This is a genomic window from Bacillus sp. 220_BSPC (assembly GCF_001054655.1).
Classification (GTDB): domain Bacteria; phylum Bacillota; class Bacilli; order Bacillales; family DSM-1321; genus Peribacillus; species Peribacillus frigoritolerans.
Window position 1 is genome coordinate 1 of sequence record NZ_JVPL01000005.1, and the last position, 25,336, is coordinate 25,336.

Annotated in this window: 25 protein-coding genes and 2 other annotated features; all 25 genes read left to right on the top strand. The window is 42.0% G+C overall.

Annotation, left to right across the window (positions count from 1 at the left end; translation table 11 throughout):
* Positions 1–387: 387 nt before the first annotated feature.
* The 25 genes from ADA55_RS00195 (at position 388) to rpoB (ending at position 25,167) form a co-directional block, all read left to right on the top strand.
* Entirely contained in the window at positions 388–849 is a 462-nt protein-coding gene (locus tag ADA55_RS00195) for a CtsR family transcriptional regulator (RefSeq protein WP_048677843.1), read from the top strand.
* Between the two features lie 21 nt (positions 850–870).
* A complete protein-coding gene (locus ADA55_RS00200; RefSeq protein WP_048677844.1) occupies positions 871–1,422 on the top strand; it encodes a UvrB/UvrC motif-containing protein in 552 nt (183 codons plus the stop codon).
* Complete coding sequence (locus ADA55_RS00205; protein ID WP_048677846.1) at positions 1,419–2,495, top strand: protein arginine kinase; 1,077 nt, start codon at positions 1,419–1,421, stop codon at positions 2,493–2,495. The genes ADA55_RS00200 and ADA55_RS00205 overlap by 4 nt, the downstream gene beginning before the upstream one ends.
* A gap of 129 nt (positions 2,496–2,624) precedes the next feature.
* The gene (clpC, locus tag ADA55_RS00210; RefSeq protein ID WP_034305090.1) at positions 2,625–5,066 is read left to right on the top strand and encodes an ATP-dependent protease ATP-binding subunit ClpC; all 2,442 of its coding nucleotides are present in this window, start codon (positions 2,625–2,627) and stop codon (positions 5,064–5,066) included.
* A 198-nt stretch (positions 5,067–5,264) separates the two neighbouring features.
* A complete protein-coding gene (radA, locus tag ADA55_RS00215; protein ID WP_048677848.1) occupies positions 5,265–6,653 on the top strand; it encodes a DNA repair protein RadA in 1,389 nt (462 codons plus the stop codon).
* 2 nt (positions 6,654–6,655) lie between these two features.
* Positions 6,656–7,729 (top strand): DNA integrity scanning diadenylate cyclase DisA, encoded by a 1,074-nt coding sequence (gene disA / locus ADA55_RS00220; protein ID WP_048677850.1) that lies wholly within the window; start codon positions 6,656–6,658, stop codon positions 7,727–7,729.
* A 226-nt stretch (positions 7,730–7,955) separates the two neighbouring features.
* Entirely contained in the window at positions 7,956–9,053 is a 1,098-nt protein-coding gene (locus ADA55_RS00225) for a PIN/TRAM domain-containing protein (RefSeq protein ID WP_048677852.1), read from the top strand.
* 21 nt (positions 9,054–9,074) lie between these two features.
* Entirely contained in the window at positions 9,075–9,764 is a 690-nt protein-coding gene (ispD, locus tag ADA55_RS00230; RefSeq protein ID WP_048677855.1) for a 2-C-methyl-D-erythritol 4-phosphate cytidylyltransferase, read from the top strand.
* Positions 9,765–9,778: 14 nt separating this feature from the next.
* On the top strand, positions 9,779–10,258 hold the full coding sequence (ispF, locus tag ADA55_RS00235; RefSeq protein ID WP_048677857.1) for a 2-C-methyl-D-erythritol 2,4-cyclodiphosphate synthase: 480 nt from the start codon (positions 9,779–9,781) through the stop codon (positions 10,256–10,258).
* An 89-nt stretch (positions 10,259–10,347) separates the two neighbouring features.
* Entirely contained in the window at positions 10,348–11,805 is a 1,458-nt protein-coding gene (gltX, locus tag ADA55_RS00240) for a glutamate--tRNA ligase (protein ID WP_048677859.1), read from the top strand.
* A gap of 42 nt (positions 11,806–11,847) precedes the next feature.
* Positions 11,848–12,096: a binding site (T-box leader), on the top strand.
* A 94-nt stretch (positions 12,097–12,190) separates the two neighbouring features.
* A complete protein-coding gene (gene cysE, locus ADA55_RS00245; RefSeq protein ID WP_194719511.1) occupies positions 12,191–12,832 on the top strand; it encodes a serine O-acetyltransferase in 642 nt (213 codons plus the stop codon).
* Position 12,833: 1 nt separating this feature from the next.
* Positions 12,834–14,231, top strand: coding sequence for a cysteine--tRNA ligase (gene cysS / locus ADA55_RS00250; RefSeq protein WP_048677861.1), 1,398 nt, complete (start codon positions 12,834–12,836; stop codon positions 14,229–14,231).
* A 3-nt stretch (positions 14,232–14,234) separates the two neighbouring features.
* Positions 14,235–14,657: a Mini-ribonuclease 3 gene (locus tag ADA55_RS00255; RefSeq protein WP_034305071.1), complete on the top strand. Its 423-nt coding sequence runs from the start codon at positions 14,235–14,237 to the stop codon at positions 14,655–14,657.
* Entirely contained in the window at positions 14,654–15,397 is a 744-nt protein-coding gene (gene rlmB / locus ADA55_RS00260) for a 23S rRNA (guanosine(2251)-2'-O)-methyltransferase RlmB (RefSeq protein ID WP_034305069.1), read from the top strand. The genes ADA55_RS00255 and rlmB overlap by 4 nt, the downstream gene beginning before the upstream one ends.
* Before the next feature lie 4 nt (positions 15,398–15,401).
* Positions 15,402–15,911 carry an NYN domain-containing protein gene (locus ADA55_RS00265; RefSeq protein WP_048677863.1) on the top strand — a complete coding sequence of 170 codons (510 nt, stop codon included), beginning with the start codon at positions 15,402–15,404 and terminating at the stop codon, positions 15,909–15,911.
* 85 nt (positions 15,912–15,996) lie between these two features.
* A complete protein-coding gene (gene sigH / locus ADA55_RS00270; RefSeq protein WP_094246690.1) occupies positions 15,997–16,629 on the top strand; it encodes an RNA polymerase sporulation sigma factor SigH in 633 nt (210 codons plus the stop codon).
* Positions 16,630–16,823: 194 nt separating this feature from the next.
* On the top strand, positions 16,824–16,973 hold the full coding sequence (gene rpmG / locus ADA55_RS28085; RefSeq protein ID WP_072273931.1) for a 50S ribosomal protein L33: 150 nt from the start codon (positions 16,824–16,826) through the stop codon (positions 16,971–16,973).
* A gap of 50 nt (positions 16,974–17,023) precedes the next feature.
* On the top strand, positions 17,024–17,206 hold the full coding sequence (gene secE, locus ADA55_RS00275) for a preprotein translocase subunit SecE (protein ID WP_034305062.1): 183 nt from the start codon (positions 17,024–17,026) through the stop codon (positions 17,204–17,206).
* 258 nt (positions 17,207–17,464) lie between these two features.
* Entirely contained in the window at positions 17,465–17,998 is a 534-nt protein-coding gene (gene nusG, locus ADA55_RS00280) for a transcription termination/antitermination protein NusG (protein WP_048677866.1), read from the top strand.
* 174 nt (positions 17,999–18,172) lie between these two features.
* Positions 18,173–18,598 carry a 50S ribosomal protein L11 gene (gene rplK / locus ADA55_RS00285; RefSeq protein ID WP_034305057.1) on the top strand — a complete coding sequence of 142 codons (426 nt, stop codon included), beginning with the start codon at positions 18,173–18,175 and terminating at the stop codon, positions 18,596–18,598.
* A gap of 104 nt (positions 18,599–18,702) precedes the next feature.
* A complete protein-coding gene (gene rplA / locus ADA55_RS00290) occupies positions 18,703–19,395 on the top strand; it encodes a 50S ribosomal protein L1 (protein WP_048677868.1) in 693 nt (230 codons plus the stop codon).
* Between the two features lie 50 nt (positions 19,396–19,445).
* Positions 19,446–19,596 (top strand) — a sequence feature (ribosomal protein L10 leader region).
* Between the two features lie 39 nt (positions 19,597–19,635).
* The gene (rplJ, locus tag ADA55_RS00295) at positions 19,636–20,136 is read left to right on the top strand and encodes a 50S ribosomal protein L10 (protein ID WP_048677870.1); all 501 of its coding nucleotides are present in this window, start codon (positions 19,636–19,638) and stop codon (positions 20,134–20,136) included.
* A gap of 62 nt (positions 20,137–20,198) precedes the next feature.
* Positions 20,199–20,558, top strand: a complete 360-nt coding sequence (gene rplL / locus ADA55_RS00300) for a 50S ribosomal protein L7/L12 (RefSeq protein ID WP_048677872.1) — start codon at positions 20,199–20,201, stop codon at positions 20,556–20,558.
* 195 nt (positions 20,559–20,753) lie between these two features.
* Positions 20,754–21,359 carry a class I SAM-dependent methyltransferase gene (locus ADA55_RS00305; protein WP_048677932.1) on the top strand — a complete coding sequence of 202 codons (606 nt, stop codon included), beginning with the start codon at positions 20,754–20,756 and terminating at the stop codon, positions 21,357–21,359.
* 238 nt (positions 21,360–21,597) lie between these two features.
* Entirely contained in the window at positions 21,598–25,167 is a 3,570-nt protein-coding gene (rpoB, locus tag ADA55_RS00310) for a DNA-directed RNA polymerase subunit beta (protein WP_048677874.1), read from the top strand.
* The last annotated feature ends 169 nt before the right edge of the window (positions 25,168–25,336 follow it).

Genomic DNA, 25,336 nt, shown 5'->3' on the forward strand with positions numbered 1-25,336 from the left:
GGACGCCGCCAAGCCATTTAAAAAGATCAGCCATCCGGCTGGTCTTTTTTGTGTTTGTAATAAAAAATTTTTCCGTTTTCAGGGACAGCACGGGCTGGCCTTATTTGAATTGGTTGCCATATCATGAGGAGGAATGGATGAGCTGGGGAAATGGGGCAGAATTTAAGTGATGAAACCTTAAGCAGAAGAAAAATTTCAGGTTTTACATCCATTTATATAGGGTATTTATGTAAGATATTTCATCTTTTATGTTCAATGGGGTATGTAACTACATATAATTTGGAGAAAATGGATATTACAGAAAGAAAGTGCGTTTAAGTTGCAAAATGCATTATTCCTTGTATAATAATAGTCAAATATAGTCAAAGTCAGAATGGAGGAGGCTGAGTGAGAAACATATCTGATGTTATCGAAACTTATTTGAAGCAAGTACTTGAAATAAGTCAAAAAGATATCTTGGAGATTAAAAGAAGTGAAATAGCAGATAAATTTCAGTGTGTTCCTTCTCAAATCAATTACGTAATCAATACCAGGTTTACCATCGAGAGAGGTTATGTTGTAGAGAGTAAGCGTGGAGGCGGCGGTTATATACGCATCATGAAAGTGGAATCACAGGATTCCGTGCAACTTATCAACCAATTATTATCGCTTATTGGTTCCAGGGTAACTCAATCGATGGCTGAAGGAGTAATTTCACGACTGATGAATGAAGACGTCATTAATGAAAGAGAAGCAAAGATTATGATGAGCGTCATAGATAGATCGGTGATTTATATCGACCTGCCTGACCGCGATGAGCTTAGGGCAAGAATTTTAACTGCGATGCTTACGACTTTAAAATATAAATGAAACTGGCAGAGGTGATGAACGTTGATTTGCCAAGAATGTCATCAAAGGCCTGCTACCCTGCACTTCACCAAAATCATCAATGGAAAAAAGACTGAAGTCATGATTTGTGAGAAATGTGCTCAGGAAAAAGGTGAAATGTTCATGGAGGCAGGTGGACCTGGTTTTTCAATAAATAATTTATTAGCAGGATTGTTGAATATGGAGTCGAATATTCAACAGACAAAGGCAAATGCATTTCCGAAAACGGAAGAGAGGCGTTGCCCGCATTGTCATCGATCTTATAAAGAATTTGTCCATATTGGCAAGTTTGGCTGTGCCGAATGTTATAAAACGTTCAATGAACAGTTAAATCCCATTTTAAAGAGGGTTCATAGCGGCAATACAGCACACATAGGGAAAATTCCAAAAAGGATTGGCGGCGCCATATATCTTCGAAAACAAATTTTGGATTTGAAAGAAGTTTTAAAGGTCCACATTGATCAAGAGGAGTTTGAGAAAGCGGCAGAAGTAAGAGATAAGGTTCGTTCCCTTGAAAAAAGGTTTGAAGCACAAGAGGGAGGCGAGGACTTATGAGCTTGGAAAAGTTTGTAGAAAACGCCTTGAGTTCCTGGATGAGTGCCGAAGGGCCGGAAATCGATATTGTAATGAGTTCGCGGATTCGGCTGGCCAGGAATTTCAAAGACTTTACCTTCCCAACCTCCTTTTCGAACGAAGAAGCTAATAAAATCATTGAATTGGTCAAAAAAAGAATCGAAGAGGAAGTAACCCCGGAGATTGGAAAATTGGAGCTATTAGAGATTGACCAATTGCAGCCACTGGAAAAGCGCGTTCTGGTTGAAAAACATTTAATCAGTCCTCATTTAGTTGAAGATTCAGCGAAAAGCGCATGTCTCCTTTCGGAAAATGAAGAAATAAGTATCATGATAAACGAAGAGGACCATCTCCGTATTCAATGTTTAATGTCGGGGTTGCAGCTAAAGGAAACCTTAAAGATTGCAAATGTTCTTGACGATTGGATTGAAGAATCCATAGACTATGCATATGATGAAGAAAGAGGATACCTGACTAGTTGTCCGACTAATGTGGGAACAGGGTTAAGGGCTTCAGTCATGATGCATCTGCCGGGCCTGGTCCTTACACAGCAGATGAATAATATCATACCGGCTATCAACCAATTGGGGTTGGTGGTTCGAGGGATTTATGGAGAGGGCAGTCAAGCGTTGGGGAATATTTTTCAAATTTCCAATCAAATCACCCTTGGAAAATCGGAAAGGGATATCGTTGAAGATCTAACAAGTGTAGTGCAACAAATCATAGCCCAGGAACGGTCAGCGAGGGATGCATTAGCGAGGACTTCCCACATACAATTAGAAGATAGAATTTTCCGTTCATATGGGGTTTTGTCCAATGCTCGAATCATCGAGACCAAGGAAGCAGCTACATGTATCTCCGATGTTAGGTTAGGGATAGATCTTGGGTATATAAAGAATATTTCCAAAAGCATTCTAAATGAATTGATGATTTTGACGCAGTCGGGATTTTTACAAAAGTACGCAGGCGGCCCTTTAAGACCCCATGAAAGGGATATCCGTAGAGCAGCACTCATCCGGGAACGCTTGAATTTCACGGAATCTTCCTCCTCATAGAGGTTATTGACCTCTTTAGGGAGAATTAAATTTCATTAATAGATATGGAGCAAGAATAAGCTTCTGCCATTACTTAGAGAATTGCCAGCAATTTTATTCAAAACGAAAATTCTTAAGGAGGAATTCCCTATGATGTTTGGTCGTTTTACTGAAAGAGCCCAGAAAGTATTAGCATTAGCCCAAGAAGAGGCAATCCGTTTAGGTCATAATAATATTGGCACGGAACATATTTTACTGGGCCTGGTCCGAGAGGGTGATGGTATTGCAGCCAAAGCGTTATATGCTCTTGGATTGGGTCCGGAGAAGATTCAGAAAGAAGTGGAAAATTTAATTGGCCGTGGACAGGATACGGCTCAAACGATACATTATACCCCAAGAGCCAAGAAGGTCATTGAGCTTTCCATGGATGAAGCAAGAAAATTAGGTCACTCATATGTTGGGACAGAGCATGTCCTTCTAGGTCTTATACGAGAAGGGGAAGGTGTCGCTGCCCGCGTATTGAATAATCTGGGAGTAAGTTTAAATAAAGCTCGACAACAAGTATTACAACTTTTGGGCAGCAATGAATCAGGTGGTCATCAAGGTTCAGCCGCTGCAAATGCAAGCACGCCGACACTGGATGGCCTTGCCCGTGATTTAACGGCGATTGCCAGGGAAGGAAGCTTGGATCCGGTTATCGGAAGAAGTAAGGAAATACAGCGTGTCATTGAGGTATTAAGCCGTCGTACAAAAAATAACCCAGTATTGATCGGTGAACCCGGCGTTGGTAAAACAGCCATTGCTGAAGGGCTTGCCCAACAGATTATCAATAATGAGGTACCTGAGATTTTACGTGATAAACGCGTCATGACACTTGATATGGGTACTGTTGTGGCTGGCACTAAATACCGGGGTGAATTTGAGGACCGGTTGAAGAAAGTCATGGATGAAATACGCCAGGCGGGTAATATCATCCTATTCATCGACGAATTGCATACATTGATTGGTGCAGGTGGTGCAGAAGGTGCCATCGATGCCTCCAATATCCTTAAACCATCATTGGCCCGTGGTGAATTACAATGTATCGGTGCTACAACTTTGGATGAGTACCGCAAGTATATTGAAAAGGATGCTGCCCTTGAACGTCGCTTCCAGCCAATCCAAGTCGATGAGCCGACAATTGAGGAATCCATCCAAATTCTCAAAGGTCTTCGTGACCGTTATGAGGCACATCACCGCGTATCGATCACTGACGAAGCGATTGATGCTGCAGTCAAATTATCAGACCGTTATATTTCCGATCGCTTTTTACCTGATAAAGCGATTGACTTGATTGATGAAGCTGGTTCCAAAGTTAGGCTGCGCTCATACACAACGCCACCCAACCTAAAGGAACTTGAAGTGAAACTAGATGATGTTCGCAAGGAAAAGGATGCTTCCGTTCAGAGTCAGGAATTTGAAAAAGCTGCTTCGCTTCGCGATACAGAACAACGCTTAAGAGAACAATTGGAAGAAACGAAAAAAACTTGGAAAGAAAAACAAGGGCAGGAAAACAGTGAAGTGACTGTGGATGACATTGCACATGTCGTATCCAGCTGGACGGGAGTGCCGGTCACTAAATTGGCGCAAACGGAGTCAGACAAACTGCTTAATATGGAGTCAATCCTCCATGATCGTGTAATTGGGCAGGAAGAGGCCGTCATTGCGGTTTCTAAAGCAGTACGACGTGCAAGGGCAGGATTGAAAGATCCTAAGCGTCCAATTGGTTCATTCATCTTCTTGGGGCCTACAGGGGTCGGTAAAACCGAGCTAGCCCGAGCTTTGGCTGAATCCATTTTTGGTGATGAAGATGCCATGATCCGCATCGATATGTCCGAATATATGGAGAAACATTCGACTTCACGTCTTGTTGGATCGCCTCCAGGATATGTTGGGTACGAAGAAGGCGGTCAGTTAACGGAAAAAGTGCGGAGGAAACCATACTCCGTCGTTCTGCTTGATGAAATAGAAAAGGCGCATCCGGATGTCTTCAATATTCTTCTTCAAGTGTTGGAAGACGGAAGACTGACAGATTCAAAGGGGCGTACTGTCGATTTCAGGAATACCATTTTGATCATGACATCGAATGTAGGGGCGTCTGCCTTGAAAACTGATAAGTATGTCGGCTTTAACATCCAGGATACTGGTCAGGACTATAAAAATATGAAAGGGAAAGTGATGGAAGAACTCAAACGTGCATTCCGTCCGGAATTCCTGAATCGTATTGATGAAACTATCGTGTTCCACTCATTAGAGAAGGATCATTTGAAACAAATCGTTACATTAATGTCAAATCAGCTTACTACCCGTTTGAAAGAACAGGAGATATACTTGGAGCTGACAGATGCGGCTAGAGAAAAAATTGCCACGGAAGGTTTTGATCCGGAATATGGGGCAAGGCCAATCCGCAGGGCGCTTCAGAAGCATGTAGAGGATTATCTATCCGAAGAGTTGCTTAAAGGCAACGTGAAAAAAGGGCAAACGGTCGTAATGGATGTCGTGAATAATGAGTTTGCAATCCGACAAGGCGAGCCTGTTAATGTAAGTGAATAACCTGATCCTAAACTTCGAGGTACACGCAGATTCTTTTGCAGTGTACCTCTGTTTTTTATCTATAGGTAGATGTGAGTATAAACGGGACAAGCAAAGTGAATATTTTTTTAAAAAAACTTAGCCTTAAGAAGGTTTAAATAAAACAGAGATATAATATCCTTAATATAGATATTTTTTCCAAAGGAAGAGGAGTAATTTATGGCTGTAAAAAAGAAAACTAAATTTATCTGTCAGTCTTGTGGGTATGAGTCCGCGAAATGGATGGGGAAATGCCCAGGCTGCGGTGAATGGAATAAAATGGTCGAGGAAACCGAAATCGTTAAACCTGCTAGAAAGGGCGCTTTTACCCATTCAGAGGTGAGAGGTTCCGGGGAACGGGAGAAGGCAGCACCCATAACGACCATTCAATCAGAAAAAGAACCACGCATTAAGACGGATTTAATGGAATTGAATCGTGCTCTTGGGGGCGGGATCGTTCAGGGATCACTTGTATTGATCGGAGGGGACCCGGGTATCGGTAAGTCCACCCTGCTTTTACAGGTATCATCCCAATTGGCGCATAAACAGAAAAAAGTGCTTTATATATCAGGTGAAGAATCAGTCAAGCAGACCAAATTGAGAGCGGACCGGCTTGGGACCATGTCGGAAAATCTATTCGTTTATTCTGAAACCGATATGGACTATATCCAACAGGCAATTACAGATGTAAAACCGGATTTGGTCATTATTGACTCGATTCAAACGGTTTATCATTCGGAGGTTACATCTGCCCCGGGAAGCGTTTCACAAGTGAGGGAATGCACAGCCTCACTCATGCGCATTGCTAAAACGAACGGAATCGCGATTTTTATCGTCGGTCACGTTACAAAAGAAGGGGCCATTGCGGGACCACGGCTGCTTGAGCACATGGTTGACACCGTATTATATTTTGAAGGTGAAAGACACCATACATATCGAATTATACGTGCGGTTAAAAATCGCTTTGGTTCGACGAATGAGATGGGTATTTTTGAAATGAAAGAACATGGATTGGAAGAGGTGGCGAATCCATCGGAAATTTTCCTTGAAGAACGGTCGCAAGGAGCTTCGGGGTCCACAGTCGTCGCATCCATGGAGGGCACAAGGCCGGTGCTTGTTGAAATTCAAGCATTGATTTCTCCTACGAGTTTTGGGAATCCTAGGCGGATGGCCACGGGAATTGACCACAATCGAGTTTCGCTTTTAATGGCTGTCCTGGAAAAGAGAGTGGGCTTGCTGCTCCAAAACCAAGATGCGTATTTAAAGGTTGCTGGCGGTGTCAAGCTGGATGAACCGGCAATTGACCTCGCTGTTGCAATAAGCATTGCATCAAGCTTCCGTGATAAACCAACAAACCCTGCCGATTGCATCATTGGTGAAGTGGGGCTGACTGGGGAAGTGAGAAGGGTGTCACGAATTGAACAAAGGGTGCAGGAAGCAGCGAAATTAGGGTTTGAGCGGGTTATCATACCGGCTAATAATATAGGAGGGTGGACCGCGCCGAAAGGTATTAAGATCATTGGTGTTTCATCGGTTTCGGAGGCTCTTAAACAATCGTTAGGGGGTTAAGCATGACAGATAAAAAAGGGTATGAGAAAACAAAATTGGAAATTCTGCAAATCGTAGCACCAGGTACCCCGCTTCGGGAGGGTATTGAAAATGTCCTGAGGGCGAACACGGGCGGTTTGATAGTGGTCGGATATAACGAGAAGGTGCGAATGATCGTGGATGGCGGCTTCGAAATCAACTGCAGCTGTACCCCCAGCACATTATATGAGTTGGCGAAGATGGACGGGGCCATCATTTTAAATGAAACCGCCGATAAGATCATTTTCGCAAATGCCCAATTAGTGCCTGATAACAGTACACCTTCCACTGAAACGGGAATGAGGCATAGAACAGCGGAACGGGTGGCAAGGGAGACCAAGTCGTTGGTCATCGCAATCTCACAACGCCGGAATGTCATCACTTTATATCAGGGCAATTTCCGGTATGCCCTTAAAGATATAGGAGTCATTCTTGCCAAGGCTAATTTAGCCATCCAGACCTTGGAAAAATACAAGGTGGTCCTGCAGCAGAGCATATCGGTTTTAGGAGCGCTCGAGTTTGAGGAAATCGTGACCTATGCCGATCTTTTGCAGGTATTTCACCGTTATGTGATGGTGCTCAGGATCAAGGCGGAGCTGCTAACGTACCTTAATGAACTTGGTACGGAAGGAAGGCTGATCCGTTTGCAAATGAATGAAATCCTGGCAGATATTGAAACGGAAGGGAAATGGCTTATCAAGGATTATACCTCCAGTAATGATGAAAATCCCGAGGAAATCATTTTTAGGCTTCAAGAGTTGGCCATGCAGGAAAAACTGGATGAAAGCATTCTTCTTAAGGTGCTGGGCTATCATGGATATATACATCTTGATGAGTCAGTACATCCCCGTGGTTACCGTATTCTTCATAAAATCCCACGCTTGCCGGGTTTAATCATCGAAAATTTAGTGAAACAGTTCGGAAGCTTTAGTGAAGTCAATAAAGCTACGGTTGAAAACCTTGACGATGTGGAGGGTATAGGTGAAGTCCGGGCCAATAAAATTAAAGAAGGACTCCGAATTTTGAAAAATCAGCTGGTCACAAATAGAAGGATGTAAGGTGCAGCCGGCTTTTAAAAAACTCCTGAACGGGCTTGAAATTGATTGGTGTTTATTTTTGACACTCAAAACTCAGGGTGCTAGGCTAATATTACGAAAAAGAGAAGAATTCATATTTGTAAATCCACTAAATCCTTAAGTGAATTTAACGTATATAGTGAAAACGAATTTTCGAAGGTTTCATTTTATATTATTGGTCAATAATGAGTAGAAGGAGGTGAAAGGGATGTTAAAACGCATTATACAAGCATGCTTCTTAATAGTCGGCGGAACACTTGGTATGTTGCTTATTCCGGAATTATTAATTGTTTTACATGCAGACGATATTGCTTTATTAAACAATCCTTATGTAAGTGTACTGTTGGGTGCCATTATCTTTTATCTTATAACTTTTTGGGCAGTAGATCATGTGATCTACTTTATGAAATGGCTGGAGGAACAGCTTGTAAAGATACCGATTACGGATATAATCTTTGGCAGCGTAGGTCTTTTAGTTGGACTGCTTGCAGCGTTCTTGGTTGGATCCGCATTCAGTGCCATCAAGGTTCCCATTTTGAATACAGTGGTTCCTATCATCCTTACGCTTTTATTTGGATATCTTGGTTTTCAGGTGGGCTTTAAAAAACGTGATGAGCTATTGAGTTTATTCACGAAAAGCAATAAGAAAAAGAACACGGATGATGAAGCAAGCGAAGAGGATGAAGAGGGGTATAGCAAGCGCCTGAAGATTCTTGATACAAGCGTCATCATAGATGGCAGAATTGCGGATATTTGTCAGACAGGCTTTCTGGAAGGTACCATAGTCATTCCTCAATTCGTATTAAACGAATTGCAGCACATTGCCGATTCATCTGATGCATTGAAAAGGAATCGTGGAAGGCGCGGTTTGGATATCTTGAATCGGATTCAAAAAGACCTACCGATTAAAGTGGAGATGTACGAGGGGGATTTTGAAGACATTCAGGAAGTCGACAGTAAACTGGTGAAGCTTGCCAAAATATCGGGCGGAATGGTCGTTACCAATGATTTCAATTTAAACAAAGTATGCGAGTTTCAAAATGTGGCGGTACTTAATATCAATGACCTGGCCAATGCCGTAAAACCTGTTGTACTTCCTGGGGAAGAGATGAACGTTCAGGTCATAAAGGATGGGAAAGAGCAGAACCAGGGCATCGCTTATTTGGACGATGGCACCATGATCGTTGTCGAGGGTGGCCGTGACCATATAGGGAAACGGATCGATGTACTTGTCACAAGTGTATTGCAAACCTCTGCAGGCCGGATGATATTCGCTAAACCGAAACTATTAGAAAAAGCATTATAAAGAAGAGTAGGAGAAATCGTTATGTTTTATGAAGTAGTGATACCTGCAGCTGGACAAGGCAAAAGAATGAAAGCGGGCAAGAATAAACTTTTTATTGAACTATCGGGTGTCCCGATCATTGTTTATACACTGCGTGTCTTTGAAGAAGATCCTGACTGTCGGGGGATTATCCTTTCGATAAACCCGGCAGAAAAGGATTATTTCAATCAATTGATAGCAGCGAATGGGCTTAAAAAGGTCAAGAAACTGGTCATGGGTGGCAAGGAGCGCCAACAAAGCGTTTATAATGGACTGCAACATGCAGAAGAAGACATCGTCCTGGTCCATGACGGTGCCCGCCCTTTTATTACCCTAGGGCAAATCAGTGAATTGACTACTGCCGCCTCCCTTAATGGAGGTGCCGTAATTGCAGTGCCCGTTAAGGATACGATTAAAAAAGCGGCAAACAAAAAGGTATTGGAAACAGTGGAACGATCAAGCTTGTGGGCGGTGCAAACTCCACAAGCTTTTCGTGTATCCATATTAAAAAGTGCGTATGAACAGGCAGAAGCTGAAGGATTTTTAGGGACGGACGATGCAAGTTTACTAGAGCGGATCAATGAACAGGTAGTTATTATTGAGGGCAATTATGATAATATTAAGATTACGACTCAGGAAGACCTTTATTTTGCAGAAGCGATTTTACATAAACAACAACATGGAAAAAGATGATTGGGGAGAATGATATGTATAGAATAGGACAAGGATATGACGTTCATCAGCTTGTGGAAGGCAGGCCTTTGATAATTGGCGGGATTACGATTCCGTATGAGAAAGGACTGCTGGGTCATTCGGATGCGGATGTCCTTCTGCATACTGTTGCCGATGCCTGCTTGGGGGCAATTGGTGCAGGGGATATCGGTAAGCATTTTCCGGATACCGACCCTGAATTTAAAGATGCCGATTCTGCAAAACTGCTGCAGTATATTTGGGCGATCGTAAAAAAAGAAGGATATTCCCTAGGCAATGCGGATTGTACAATCATTGCACAAAGCCCGAAAATGGCACCGTATATCGAGGAAATGCGAGGCAGAATTGCAGAACTTTTAGATGCCTCGATTGACAGGATTAATGTAAAGGCGACCACCACGGAGAAACTTGGATTTACAGGCAGGGGCGAAGGAATCGCGGCACAGGCTGTTGTCTTATTGGTCAAATCAAACTAAATCGTTTTTAGAGTGGATGCCTTTATCCCAATGTATTTAAATGATAATATAAACAATAGAATAGAACGACTGGGAGGTCTATATATATCATGAGCAGCGATATTCGAGTTCGCTATGCACCGAGTCCGACTGGACATTTACATATTGGTAATGCACGGACTGCTTTATTTAATTATTTATACGCACGAAATAAAGGCGGGAAATTCATCATCCGTATTGAAGATACCGACCAAAAGAGAAATATTGAAGGCGGAGAGGAAAGTCAGCTTAAATATTTGAAATGGCTTGGCATGGATTGGGATGAAGGTGTTGATGTAGGCGGTGAATACGGTCCATATCGTCAATCCGAAAGGAACGACCTTTATCAGGAATTGTATCAAGAGCTTTTGGATAAGGGGTTAGCATATAAATGCTATTGTACGGAAGAAGAGCTGGAAGCAGAGCGTGAAGGGCAGGTCGAACGCAATGAAACGCCAAAATATTCTGGGAAGTGCAAGCATTTAACTGAGGAAGAGCAAGCGGAACTAGTGGCACAAGGAAGAAAACCGAGCATTCGCTTTGCCGTTCCAGCTGGGAAGGTCCTTACTTTCAAAGATATGGTCAAGGATGAGGTTTCATTTGAAACGGATGGCTTTGGTGATTTTGTTATCGTTAAAAAAGATGGCATTCCAACTTATAACTTTGCAGTGGCCGTCGATGATCACTTGATGAAGATTTCCCATGTCCTTCGCGGTGATGATCATATCTCCAATACTCCAAAACAATTGATGATTTATGAAGCTTTCGGCTGGGAACCGCCGGTATTCGGACATATGACGCTGATTGTAAACGAAAGCAGGAAGAAACTGAGTAAACGTGATGAGTCGATCATTCAATTCATTGAGCAATATGAAGAGCTTGGCTATGTACCTGAAGCATTATTCAATTTCATTACATTACTAGGATGGTCTCCGGTCGGGGAGGAAGAGATTTTCACAAAAGAAGAATTCATTAATCTTTTCGATGCTGACCGTCTGTCTAAATCACCTGCACTTTTCGATAAGCAAAAGCTTACATGGATGAATAATCAATATGTGAAGCAATTGGACGTCAATCGTGCAGTGGAATTGTCATTGCCTCACTTAATTAAAGCCGGGAAGGTTTCAGAGACACTGACCGCCGAAGAAGAAGAGTGGGTACATGGGATTGTTTCACTTTTTCAAGAGCAGATGAGCTATGGAGCGGAAATAGTCGAGCTTTCTGAACTGTTTTTCAAGGATGAGGTCGAGTTCGAGCAAGAAGCTAAGGAAGTGCTGGCTGAAGAACAGGTACCGGAAGTCATGAAAGCTTTCCTTCAGGAGATCGAAGGGCTTGAAGAATTTAATGCGGATGAAATCAAGAAGTCGATTAAAGCCGTACAAAAAAGCACAGGGCATAAAGGGAAAAAATTATTCATGCCGATAAGGGCTGCCGTCACGGGTCAAACACATGGTCCTGACTTGCCTAAGGCAATTTCATTACTTGGCAAAGAAAAAATTAAACAGCGTATTCAGAGTATTTTATATTAACAATTTGTCGAAAATGTAATATAGTATTTAATAATCTTACAAAAGAACGCGTAGATGGGGAGAAGTAAGTAAACGAAGCTTTTTAGAGAGAACCATAACCTGCTGAAAGTGGTTCAGGCCTCTCGTTTTCTGAAATGCACCCTTGAGTCCTTTGCTGAACTAACCTATAGTAGGCACAGGCGGAATGTCCTCCGTTACAGGGATTAAAGTTGGGGATGAAAAAACAGGAAAAAGCTTTACCTGGTTCGTACATTCCAAACAGAGTGGAACCGCGCTTCAAGCGTCTCTGTCTATTTGGACAGAGACGCTTTTTTATATGCTTTAAAAGCTTCAAAAGGGGATGTTGAAAAAGGACGGAACATAGGGGGGAATCATTTTGTTAAAGATGTTTAAAGAAGATATCGAAGTGGTTTTTGATCAAGATCCTGCTGCGCGCAGCTATTTGGAAGTCATATTGACGTACGCGGGTTTACATGCGATTTGGAGTCATAGGATGGCTCACGCACTATTTAAGAGGAAATTCTTTTTCCTGGCGAGAAGCATATCTCAAATCAGCCGGTTTTTTACCGGAATCGAAATTCATCCAGGGGCTACGATTGGCCGTCGTTTCTTCATTGATCATGGAATGGGGATCGTCATTGGCGAAACTTGTGAAATTGGCGACAATGTATCCGTCTTTCAAGGTGTAACCCTTGGGGGGACCGGAAAGGAAAAGGGAAAACGTCATCCTACGATAAAGGATAATGTTTTGATAGCTACAGGAGCAAAAGTGCTGGGTTCCATCACTGTTGGGGAAAACTCGAAAATCGGTGCGGGATCGGTCGTTTTAAAGGAAGTGCCACCTAATTCTACAGTGGTGGGCATTCCAGGTAAAGTGGTCATTCAAGATGGCATCAAAATCAATAAAGACCTAAATCATTGTGATCTTCCTGATCCAATCGCTGATCGCTTTAAGGAATTGGATAGTGAAATCAGGGCCTTAAGGGCGAGGTTGGCCGAACAGAAGCAGGAAGAAAGGAGTCTATAATATGGCGATTAAAATATATAACACAGCAACAAGAAAAAAGGAAACCTTCGTCCCGATTGAAGAGGGAAAGGTGAAGATGTATGTATGCGGACCCACTGTCTATAATTACATTCATATTGGCAATGCAAGACCGGCAATCGTATTCGATACCGTTCGTAGGTATTTGGATTACCGTGGATATGATGTGCAATTCGTTTCGAACTTCACGGATGTGGATGATAAGCTGATTCGTGCGGCAAAAGAATTGGGGGAAGATGTCCCGACCATATCTGAGCGTTTCATCAAGGCGTATTTTGAAGACGTGTCGGCATTGGGCTGCAAAAAAGCGGATGCTCACCCGACCGTAATGGAGAATATGGATGCAATCATTGAATTCATCTCGGCGTTAATCGAGAAAGGATTCGCTTATGAATCGGAAGGGGATGTGTACTACCGCACTCGTAAGTTTGAGGGATATGGCAAGCTTTCACATCAGTCCATCGATGAGCTTCGAGTGGGGGCACGTATTGAAATAGGGGAGAAAAAACAAGATGCCCTTGATTTTGCCCTTTGGAAAGCGGCCAAGGATGATGAAATATCATGGGAGAGCCCATGGGGTAAGGGGCGTCCTGGCTGGCATATCGAATGCTCCGCAATGGTCAAAAAGTATTTGGGGGATACCATCGATATTCATGCAGGAGGTCAAGATCTGGCATTCCCGCATCATGAAAATGAAATTGCACAATCCGAAGCATTGACGGGTAAGACCTTTGCGAATTATTGGATGCATAATGGGTATATAAATATTGAGAATGAAAAAATGTCTAAGTCCTTAGGCAATTTCGTCCTTGTGCATGACATCATTCAGAAGCATGATCCACAAGTGTTACGCTTCTTTATGTTATCAGTACATTACCGTCATCCGATCAATTATAGTGAAGAAGTGCTTGAAAATGTAAAAGCGTCCCTTGAACGCTTAAGGACATCATATCAAAATTTAAAGCATCGCCTTCAAGTAAGTGACGGATTGACTGAGAATAATGATGTTTGGTTGGAGAAGCTGAATGATTTACATGAACAATTCATTAAGGAAATGGACGATGATTTCAACACAGCTAATGCAATATCCATGCTTTTTGAACTTTCCAAACAGGCAAATTATTACTTGATGGAGAAAAACACAGACACGGAAGTGATCAATGCTTTCCTTGATAAATTCAACACCTTATTTTCTGTCCTCGGTTTGTCCCTTGAAGAAGAGGGGCTTCTGGATGAGGAAATTGAAGGGTTGATACAGCAAAGGATTCAAGCGCGGAAAGACCGCAATTTTGGATTATCTGATGAAATTCGCGATCGCTTGAAAAACATGAATATCATATTAGAGGATACCCCTCAAGGTACAAGATGGAAAAGAGGGTAATCAATGCTTCATTACGATAGTAAGGTAGATGCAAAAATGCTGAACAGTCTTGCTTTAGCATATATAGGTGATGCTGTATACGAAACGTATATACGGCATCACCTCATTCAAAAAGGGGCGGTCAAGCCCAATCTACTTCACAAAAAAGCTACATCTTTTGTAGCTGCTAAAGCGCAAAATAAAATCATCCACTTCTTTCTGGAGTCAGATTGGCTATCGGAAGAGGAATCCGCTGTCGTTCGGCGCGGCCGAAATGCGAAATCCGGTACGGTACCGAAGAATACAGATGTGCAAACGTATCGCTACAGTACAGCCTTCGAGGCTCTTATGGGATTTTTGTATTTATCCGGTCGAATAGAAAGAATGGAAGAACTCATCAAAAAATCCATTGAATACATTGAAGAAGAAAAGGGGAGTAACCCATGAGCGAAGAATATATCATTGGCAGAAACCCCGTATTGGAAGCACTTCGCTCCGAACGGGAAGTTAATAAAATTTGGATAGCCGAGGGCTCGCAAAAAGGCTCGATGCAACCACTTATCGGTCTCGCGAAGGAAAAGAAGGTGCTCGTGCAAATCGTACCGAAGAAAAAAATTGACCAAATGGTAGAAGGCATCCATCAAGGCGTTATCGCACAAGTGGCTGCATATGAATATGTGGAGCTGGATGACTTATTCGCAAAAGCGGCTGAACGGGACGAAGCACCTTTTTTCATGATTCTTGATGAGGTTGAAGATCCGCATAATTTAGGTTCGATCATGAGGACGGCCGATGCAGTCGGGGCCCATGGAATCATCATTCCGAAAAGAAGAGCAGTGGGCTTGACGGCAACAGTGGCTAAAGCTTCGACTGGTGCAATCGAATATATTCCTGTAGCTCGCGTTACAAATTTGGCAAGAGCGGTGGAAGAATTGAAAGAGCGAGGGGTATGGATAGTCGGTACCGATGCGAAAGGCAGCGATGATTACCGTAACATGGACGGAAAGATGCCTATTGGACTTGTTATCGGCAGCGAAGGAAAAGGCATGGCCCGGTTAATGAAGGAGAAATGCGATTTTCTCATCCGTCTTCCAATGGCAGGAAAAGTAACTTCGTTAAATGCATCGGTAGCAGCCGGTTTATTGATGTATGAGGTTTATAGAAAAAGAAATCCCCTAGGGCAATGACGAAATGAATATTCTGTTGGTGGACGGTTATAACATTATTGGAGCTTGGCCGGAACTGAGAGAATTAAAAGAACGGGATCTTGCAGCTGCAAGGGACCGATTGATAGAAATGATGGCGGAATATCAAGCATTTACCGGATACCGTGTAATTGTCGTATTTGATGCTCAATATGTTCAGGGAATTGCCCGCATATTCAAAAATCACAAAGTTGACGTAATTTTTACAAAAGAAAATGAAACTGCGGATGAAAGAATAGAAAAGATGGCCATCGAACTGAATAATGTCAAAACGCAAATTCAAGTGGCAACCTCTGACTTCACGGAACAGTGGGTGATCTTTGGCCAAGGGGCCCTAAGGAAATCCGCTCGTGAACTGCTAATTGAAATGCAAGAAATTCAAGGCGAAATCAAGAAAGATGTAAGAAAAACAACAACGATAAGACCCGTTGCTAAAATTCCTTTAAGTGAAGAAGTGGCAGAAATTTTCGAAAAATGGCGCCGGGGTAAAATTTGAACCATTGACGGGTAAAATTTACCTGCTGTATAATATTTCTATCTGAGTCAGGTCAGGGGGATATAATGTGGGTCTCAAATTCGGAATGAAGCTGAACGAAAAGTATCTTCAGTTTGAGGATGATGAATTGATAGGGTTGGTGCACACTGGAGACAGTGAAGCGCTTGATTATTTGATCCAAAAGTATCGTAATTTTGTAAGAGCGAAGGCAAGGACTTATTTCTTGATTGGTGCCGATAAGGAAGACATCGTGCAAGAAGGTATGATTGGTTTATATAAAGCCGTCCGTGATTTTAAAGGGGATAAGTTATCTTCTTTTAAAGCATTTGCAGAACTATGCATTACGAGGCAGATCATTACAGCTATCAAAACAGCAACACGTCAAAAACATATTCCGCTCAATTCCTATGTTTCCCTGGACAAGCCAATTTATGATGAGGAATCGGACCGAACTCTAATGGATATCATATCGGGTACGAAGGTTTTGGACCCGGAAGAACTGATCATCAACCAAGAAGAGTTTGACGATATCGAATTAAAGATGGCCGAGCTCCTGAGTGATCTTGAGAGAAAAGTGTTAGCTCTTTACCTGGATGGACAAACCTACCAAGAAATTTCGGAAGAGTTGAACCGGCATGTTAAGTCAATCGACAACGCCCTTCAGCGGGTGAAAAGAAAGCTCGAGCGCTATCTGGAAGTAAGGGAAATCAGTTTATAATCCCTCCGCTTTTTCCGCTTAATTTCATCTGTCCCTTCTCCACATGGAAGTTTTTTTATTCACTAAGATTTTTAGATGCAAGCCGATGTTTTGATTTACGTTGTCCATAATGGGTGGAACCCGCTTTGATATTGACAATAAAAAACAGTCGTGATAAGGTTTTATGGATATAGTAGATAGGATAGGTGTATCTAATGCGAAAAAAAATAGTTCTTGCCTGCAACGATTGCGGTTCAAGAAATTATAGTTATGAGAGCAAACAATCGACAAGCGGCGAACGGCTGGAAATCAAGAAATTTTGCAGTACTTGCAACTCACACTCGATTCATAAAGAAACGAAATAACCGTTTTATAAATAGATTGACAGAAGCTTCTAATGCTTGGAGGTACATTCATGAAACGTTTTACCGAATTTTTCAGCGGAGTCGCTCGCGAAATGCAAAAAGTAAGCTGGCCGAAACGCAAGGAGCTTACCAAATATACAATCGTGGTGGTAACGACTGTAGTATTTATGGCTTTATTCTTTACAGTGGTCGATTTGGGTATTTCCGAATTAATTCGCTTAGTTATTGAATAAGAGATTCGAAAATAAGGTATAATAGTGATAGAATAATATGTGTCAGCAGAAAAGCCCGGAAACGGGTTTTTTAATTTGTCTTTTTTAATAAGTGAAGAAGTTCAAAAACGAGTGCTGCTGTAATATGAATCATCACAATATATTCTAGTTAAGTTCGGGATGACGCCTGTATGGTTTTTTGGCTAAAACGTTCAAAGATAAAGATTAATAAAGAAAATGATCGATTGCAGGGAGGGAAGGACGTTAAAGTCCTAACACATGGAAAAGAATTGGTATGTAGTTCACACCTATTCAGGTTATGAGAACAAGGTTAAAGCTAACTTGGAAAAACGTGTTGAAACTATGGGGATGGAAGACAAGATCTTTCGCGTTGTAGTTCCAGAAGAAGAAGAAACAGAAGTGAAAGATGGCAAAAAGAAAGTGACCAAAAAGAAAGTGTTTCCAGGTTATGTGTTGGTTGAGATCATCATGACGGATGATTCATGGTATGTTGTCCGGAATACGCCAGGGGTAACAGGTTTCGTGGGTTCGTCTGGAGCGGGGTCAAAACCGACTGCATTGCTTCCGGAAGAAATTGAAGTCGTTCTTAAACGAATGGGCGTAGATGAAAGCAAAATCGAAGTTGATTTTGAAATCGGTGATACGGTTCAAGTTAAAGAAGGCCCATTTGCAACTTTTGCAGGACCGATTGAAGAACTTGATAAAGACAAAGGGAAAGTAAGGGTCCTAGTCAATATGTTCGGCCGTGATACACCGGTAGAACTTGATTTTAATCAAGTGGAAAAATTATAAACGGAAAAAAACTTGAAATTGCCTTTTGAAAGTGGTAAAATTTCAAAGGTCAGTATGTTTCAATTTTTAGGCCTCAACGATACAAGCATTCTTTATTAATAGATAAAGAATTCAAGATGAGTGGGAGGGTATTACCCTATTACCACATCACGGACTTATAAGGAGGTGTGTCTCGTGGCTAAAAAAGTAATTAAAATGGTTAAATTGCAAATTCCTGCTGGTAAAGCGAATCCGGCACCGCCAGTCGGTCCTGCATTAGGTCAAGCTGGTGTAAACATCATGGGATTCTGTAAGGAGTTCAACGCTCGTACAGCAGATCAAGCTGGTCTAATTATTCCTGTTGAAATCACGGTATTTGAAGACCGTTCATTTACATTCATTACAAAAACTCCACCGGCTGCAGTATTGCTCAAGAAAGTAGCTGGTATCGAGTCTGGTTCTGGTGAACCTAACCGTAATAAAGTTGCTACAGTCAAGCGTGATCAAGTGCGCGAGATTGCTGAAACTAAAATGCCTGACCTAAACGCTGCAAGCGTTGAAGCTGCAATGCGTATGGTTGAAGGTACTGCTCGCAGCATGGGTATTGTCATCGAAGACTAATCCATGTAATTGCTATTTGTTTCTACGGGGTTGCGATTGATACTCGCAACCTTTATTCGTGGGAGGTCATTCCGTTAAAACCACAATTTAGGAGGATTTATATCATGGCGAAAAAAGGTAAAAAGTATCTTGAAGCAGCTAAGCTTGTAGAAGTTTCTAAGGCTTATGCTGTAACTGAAGCAATCGAAGTTGCTAAAAAAGCAAACTTCGCAAAATTCGATGCGACTGTTGAAGTTGCTTTCCGTTTAGGCGTAGACCCTAAGAAAGCTGACCAACAAATTCGTGGAGCTGTTGTTCTTCCGAATGGTACTGGTAAAACTCAACGCGTATTAGTATTCGCTAAAGGCGAAAAAGCAAAAGAAGCGGAAGCTGCTGGTGCTGACTACGTTGGCGAATCTGACTACATCAACAAAATCCAACAAGGATGGTTCGAATTCGATGTAATCGTTGCGACTCCAGACATGATGGGTGAAGTTGGTAAACTTGGCCGTGTGTTAGGACCTAAAGGTTTAATGCCTAACCCTAAAACTGGCACAGTAACTTTCGATGTAACGAAAGCTGTTAATGAAATCAAAGCTGGTAAAGTTGAATACCGCGTAGATAAAGCTGGTAACATCCATGCTCCAATCGGTAAAGTATCTTTCGAAGATGCTAAACTAGTGGAAAACTTCACTACTATCTATGATACATTATTGAAAGTTAAACCTGCGGCTGCTAAAGGAACTTACATGAAAAACGTTTCTGTAACAACTACAATGGGCCCTGGCGTGAAAGTTGATCCTTCTTCTTTCAAATAAATAATTGACATACCAAAACTATTATTGTTATAATAAGTTTTGTTGTGAATAAATGAATACTATTTGTACCGTAGACAGTAGGTGCTCATTACGAGCTTAATTCCCTGCCGAGGTAATTCGATAATAATAGTCCTGGACTATGACTTTTGAAATTACTGCCTTCATGTCTGCAATAGAGATGAAGGCTTTTTCTTTGAAACGGTATAAATGTTTTCAAGCAAATCTACAGGAGGTGTAAGGATGAACGCAATTATTGAACAAAAGCAAAAAATCGTTGCTGAGATTTCTGAAAAGTTAACTTCAAGCCAATCAACAGTAGTTGTTGACTACCGTGGATTGACTGTTGCTGAAGTAACAGAACTTCGTAAGCAACTTCGTGAAGCTGGCGTTGAGTTTAAAGTTTACAAAAACTCTATGACTCGCCGTGCTGCTGAAAGTGCTGAGCTTAGCGCTTTGAACGAATCATTAACAGGTCCAAACGCAATTGCATTCTCAACAGAAGATGTTATTGCGCCAGCAAAAATCCTTAACGATTTTGCGAAAAAACATGAAGCGTTAGAAATCAAAGCTGGAGTTATCGAAGGAAATGTTGCAACTGCTGAAGAAATTAAAGCTCTTGCAGAACTACCTTCACGCGAAGGCCTACTTTCAATGCTACTCAGCGTGCTACAAGCACCTATGCGCGGACTTGCTCTTGCTACAAAAGCTGTTGCAGAGCAAAAAGAAGAACAAGGCGCGTAAGCTAACCGCTTATTTAGCCTGCTGATTCAAAAAAAACCAACCATTTCGAGGAGGAAATAAAAATGACTAAAGATCAAATCATTGAAGCAGTTAAAAACATGACTGTTTTAGAATTAAACGACCTTGTAAAAGCAATCGAAGAAGAATTTGGCGTAACTGCTGCTGCACCTGTAGCTGTAGCTGCTGCTGGTGGCGCTGCTGCTGAAGAAAAAACTGAGTTTGATGTAGTTCTTACATCTGCTGGAGATCAAAAAATCAAAGTTATCAAAGCTGTACGTGAAGTTACAGGTCTTGGACTTAAAGAAGCAAAAGAACTTGTTGACAACACTCCAAAAGCAATCAAAGAAGGCGCTTCTAAAGAAGAAGCTGAAGAAATCAAAGCTAAACTTGAAGAAGTTGGAGCTGGCGTTGAAGTTAAGTAATCTTGCATAAACAAAAAGCTCGCTATCATTGGCGGGCTTTTTTTCTTCATTTTTAAAGAAATGACGGGAACTGGCCGTTAATGGTTTGGTAACGAGGATATCGTTACTGGAACATTCCGGCGTGCAAGCATCCATTCTTCAATTCTCTTCTCTCATTAAATCTTCAATATTCCTTTCTGATAGGGGGAGATGACTCTGACAGAGCATTACTACTCACATAAACCGGATGTCGTAAGCAATCCGAAATTTTGGGATTTCACATTAAAGGGACGTACATTTCGCTTCAAAAGTGATAATGGTGTTTTTTCGAAAAAGGAAGTTGATTTCGGATCGCGTCTTTTGGTTGAGAGTTTTAACCTTAATGAAGCTGTGGAAGGAAATATTCTCGATGTTGGTTGCGGATATGGACCGATCGGAATATCGATTGCGGCAGCTTATCCCGATAGAACGATAGAAATGATTGATATAAATAGCCGGGCAGTTGAATTGTCAAAAGAGAATGCTGCTTCTAATGGGATCGCAAATGTGAATATTTACGAAAGCGATCGTTTTGACAAAGTTGCCTCCAATCAATTCGCAGCGATTCTTACGAACCCTCCCATTCGCGCAGGTAAAAGTGTAGTCCACGAAATTTTAGAAGAAAGCTATCGCAGTTTGGTAGCTGGTGGAGAATTATGGGTTGTCATTCAAAAAAAACAAGGGGCTCCCTCCGCAATGGATAAAATGGAGCAATTATTTGGAAATATTGAAGTGCCCGTTAAGAAAAAAGGTTACTATATACTATTATCCAAAAAGGTTTGACTCTAAATTTTCGCTATGTTAGTATTATAAAATGCATATATATAATTCCGTAACTATGCAATTTTTATACCATTGGTGTATAATCAATGGATAATATGGGAAAAATATATAAATAATAGTTCGTTTTATGAGAAATAGTGGTTTTTAAAATAAAAACCATTTTCTTTTTGTCTATGGAAATGATTCCTTTTCCGAGGCAAATGGATCCTTATAACGCTTGATTTAAGGGGTGAATCAGTTGACAGGTCAACTTGTTCAGTATGGACGACACCGCCAACGTAGAAGTTATGCAAGAATCAGTGAGGTTTTGGACCTTCCGAATCTGATTGAAATTCAAACAGCTTCTTATCAATGGTTTCTAGATGTAGGTTTAAAGGAAATGTTCCAGGACATTTCTCCTATTGAGGATTTTACAGGTAATTTATCGTTAGAATTCATCGATTACAGCTTAGCTGAGCCGAAGTATTCTGTGGAAGAAACAAAAGAACGCGATGTTACGTATTCTGCACCACTTCGTGTGAAAGTGCGCCTTGTTAACAAAGAAACAGGGGAAGTAAAAGACCAGGATGTATTCATGGGCGACTTCCCGCTGATGACTGAAACAGGTACATTTGTCATCAATGGTGCCGAACGGGTAATTGTATCCCAATTAGTGCGCTCACCGAGTGTTTACTACAATGGGAAAATGGATAAAAACGGTAAGCTTGGGTTCTCTGCGACCGTTATTCCTAACCGTGGCGCATGGCTCGAATACGAAACAGACGCCAAGGATGTTGTGTATGTTCGAATCGACCGCACCAGGAAATTACCGATCACGGTATTGATGCGTGCCCTTGGATTCGGAACAGATCAAGAAATCATCGATTTGATCGGTGACAACGAATACCTTCGCAACACTCTTGAAAAGGATAACACCGAGAGTGTGGAAAAAGCATTACTAGAAATCTATGAGCGTCTACGCCCAGGTGAACCGCCTACTGTCGAAAACGCGAAAAGTCTTTTAGTATCACGCTTCTTTGATCCGAAACGTTATGATTTAGCTAATGTAGGCCGTTATAAAATAAACAAAAAACTGCATATTAAGAACCGTTTATTCGGACAACGTATTGCAGAGACTTTGATTGATCCTGAAACGGGAGAAATCATTGTTGAAAAAGGTACAATGCTTGATCGTCGGACTCTTGATAGGATTCTGCCTCATATCGAAGGTGGAATAGGATTCAAAACATTCCATCCATCAGGTGGTGTAGTAGAGGAAGAAACTCTTCTTCAACCTATTAAAGTGTTTGCACCAAACGATGCTGAAGGCGAAAAAGTGATCAATATCATCGGTAATGCTTATGTGACCGACCAGGTCAAAAACATTACACCGGCTGATATCATTTCTTCCATCAGTTATTTCTTTAATTTATTACATGGTGTGGGAATCACGGATGACATTGACCATTTAGGTAACCGTCGTCTGCGTTCCGTTGGTGAATTGCTGCAAAACCAATTCAGAATTGGTTTATCCCGTATGGAGCGTGTTGTCCGTGAAAGAATGTCCATTCAGGATACGAACACAATCACTCCACAGCAACTAATCAACATTCGCCCGGTCATTGCGTCCATTAAAGAGTTCTTTGGAAGCTCCCAGCTTTCCCAGTTCATGGATCAAACGAACCCGTTGGCTGAATTGACGCATAAACGTCGTCTATCTGCATTGGGACCTGGTGGTCTGACACGTGAGCGTGCTGGCTTTGAAGTACGTGACGTTCATTATTCCCACTATGGCCGCATGTGTCCGATTGAAACGCCTGAGGGACCGAATATTGGTTTGATTAACTCGTTATCCAGTTTTGCAAAGGTTAACCCATATGGCTTCATTGAAACACCATACCGCCGTGTGGACCCTGAAACAGGTAAAATTACAAGCCAAATCGATTACTTAACAGCTGATGAGGAAGATAACTATGTAGTTGCCCAAGCGAATGTACGACTGTCGGATGACGGCTCATTCCTTGATAATGATGTTGTTGCACGTTTCCGCGGTGAAAATACCGTTGTTCCGCGTGACCGCGTAGATTACATGGATGTATCTCCTAAACAGGTTGTATCTGCCGCGACTGCATGTATTCCTTTCTTGGAAAACGATGACTCCAACCGTGCCCTTATGGGAGCGAACATGCAACGTCAAGCAGTTCCTTTGCTTCAACCGGAAGCCCCTCGAGTAGGAACGGGTATGGAGTATGTTTCAGCGAAAGACTCCGGTGCTGCAGTAATCTGTAAACACCCTGGTATCGTAGAGCACGTTGAATCACGTGAAGTATGGGTACGTAGGGTAAGTGAAGTAGATGGGCAGCAAGTAAAAGGAAATCTTGATAAATATCGTCTATTAAAATTCATTCGTTCCAACCAAGGAACGTGCTATAATCAACGCCCTATCGTAAGTGTTGGCGACAACGTCGTAAAAGGTGAAATTCTTGCTGATGGTCCTTCAATGGAAAAAGGTGAGTTGGCACTTGGACGTAACGTATTGGTAGCCTTCATGACATGGGATGGATATAACTATGAAGATGCCATCATCATGAGTGAACGATTGGTTAAAGATGATGTGTACACTTCCATTCATATTGAAGAATATGAATCTGAATCACGCGATACAAAATTAGGGCCTGAAGAAATCACCCGTGATATCCCTAACGTAGGGGAAGATGCGCTTCGTAATCTTGATGAGCGCGGAATTATCCGTGTGGGTGCTGAAGTGAAAGACGGAGACCTTCTCGTTGGTAAAGTCACGCCTAAAGGTGTAACGGAGCTGACTGCTGAGGAACGTCTATTACATGCAATCTTCGGTGAAAAAGCACGTGAAGTAAGGGATACATCACTTCGTGTACCTCACGGCGGCGGAGGGATCGTTCTTGATGTTAAAGTATTTAACAGAGAAGACGGCGATGAACTACCTCCTGGTGTAAATCAACTCGCACGTGTATATATCGTTCAAAAACGTAAAATCCATGAAGGCGATAAAATGGCCGGACGACATGGTAACAAAGGGGTAATCTCCAGGATTCTTCCTGAAGAAGATATGCCTTATTTACCGGACGGCACTCCAGTCGACATCATGTTAAACCCATTGGGTGTACCTTCACGTATGAACATCGGTCAGGTGTTGGAGCTACACTTAGGTATGGCTGCACGCGCACTTGGCATTCATGTAGCATCTCCTGTATTCGATGGTGCCACTGAGGAAGACGTTTGGGGTACAATTGAAGAAGCTGGGATGTCCCGTGATGCAAAAACTGTCCTTTATGATGGCCGTTCAGGTGAAGCATTCGATAACCGTGTATCAGTTGGTGTCATGTACATGATCAAACTGGCGCATATGGTCGATGATAAACTTCATGCACGTTCAACTGGACCTTACTCCCTTGTTACGCAGCAACCACTTGGTGGTAAAGCGCAATTTGGTGGACAGCGTTTCGGTGAGATGGAAGTATGGGCACTTGAAGCTTATGGTGCCGCTTATACATTACAAGAAATCCTAACCGTTAAATCAGATGATGTCGTGGGTCGTGTTAAAACGTACGAAGCGATTGTCAAAGGTGAAAATGTCCCTGAACCAGGTGTTCCTGAGTCATTCAAAGTATTGATTAAGGAGCTTCAAAGTTTGGGATTGGATGTTAAAATCCTCAATGCCGAAGATCGTGAAATCGAAATGCGTGATTTGGAAGATGAAGATGAAGCCAACCAAGCAGACAAATTAAGCCTTGATTCAGAAACTAAAGATATGGTTGCTTCCGAAGTAGGGGCACCTGTCAAAGAATAAAATTAAATATAAACATATCCAGTAATATATTACCTGCTCTGACTGGCAGCGAGATGTTCATTAGAAAATCATGCTGCCTTGTTAGAGCCTTATTGATTCAATCAACCATCATCCGGTGTAAGATTGCCTCATAACGTGACGGCAATCAAGGGTTAAACCTGGAGATTAA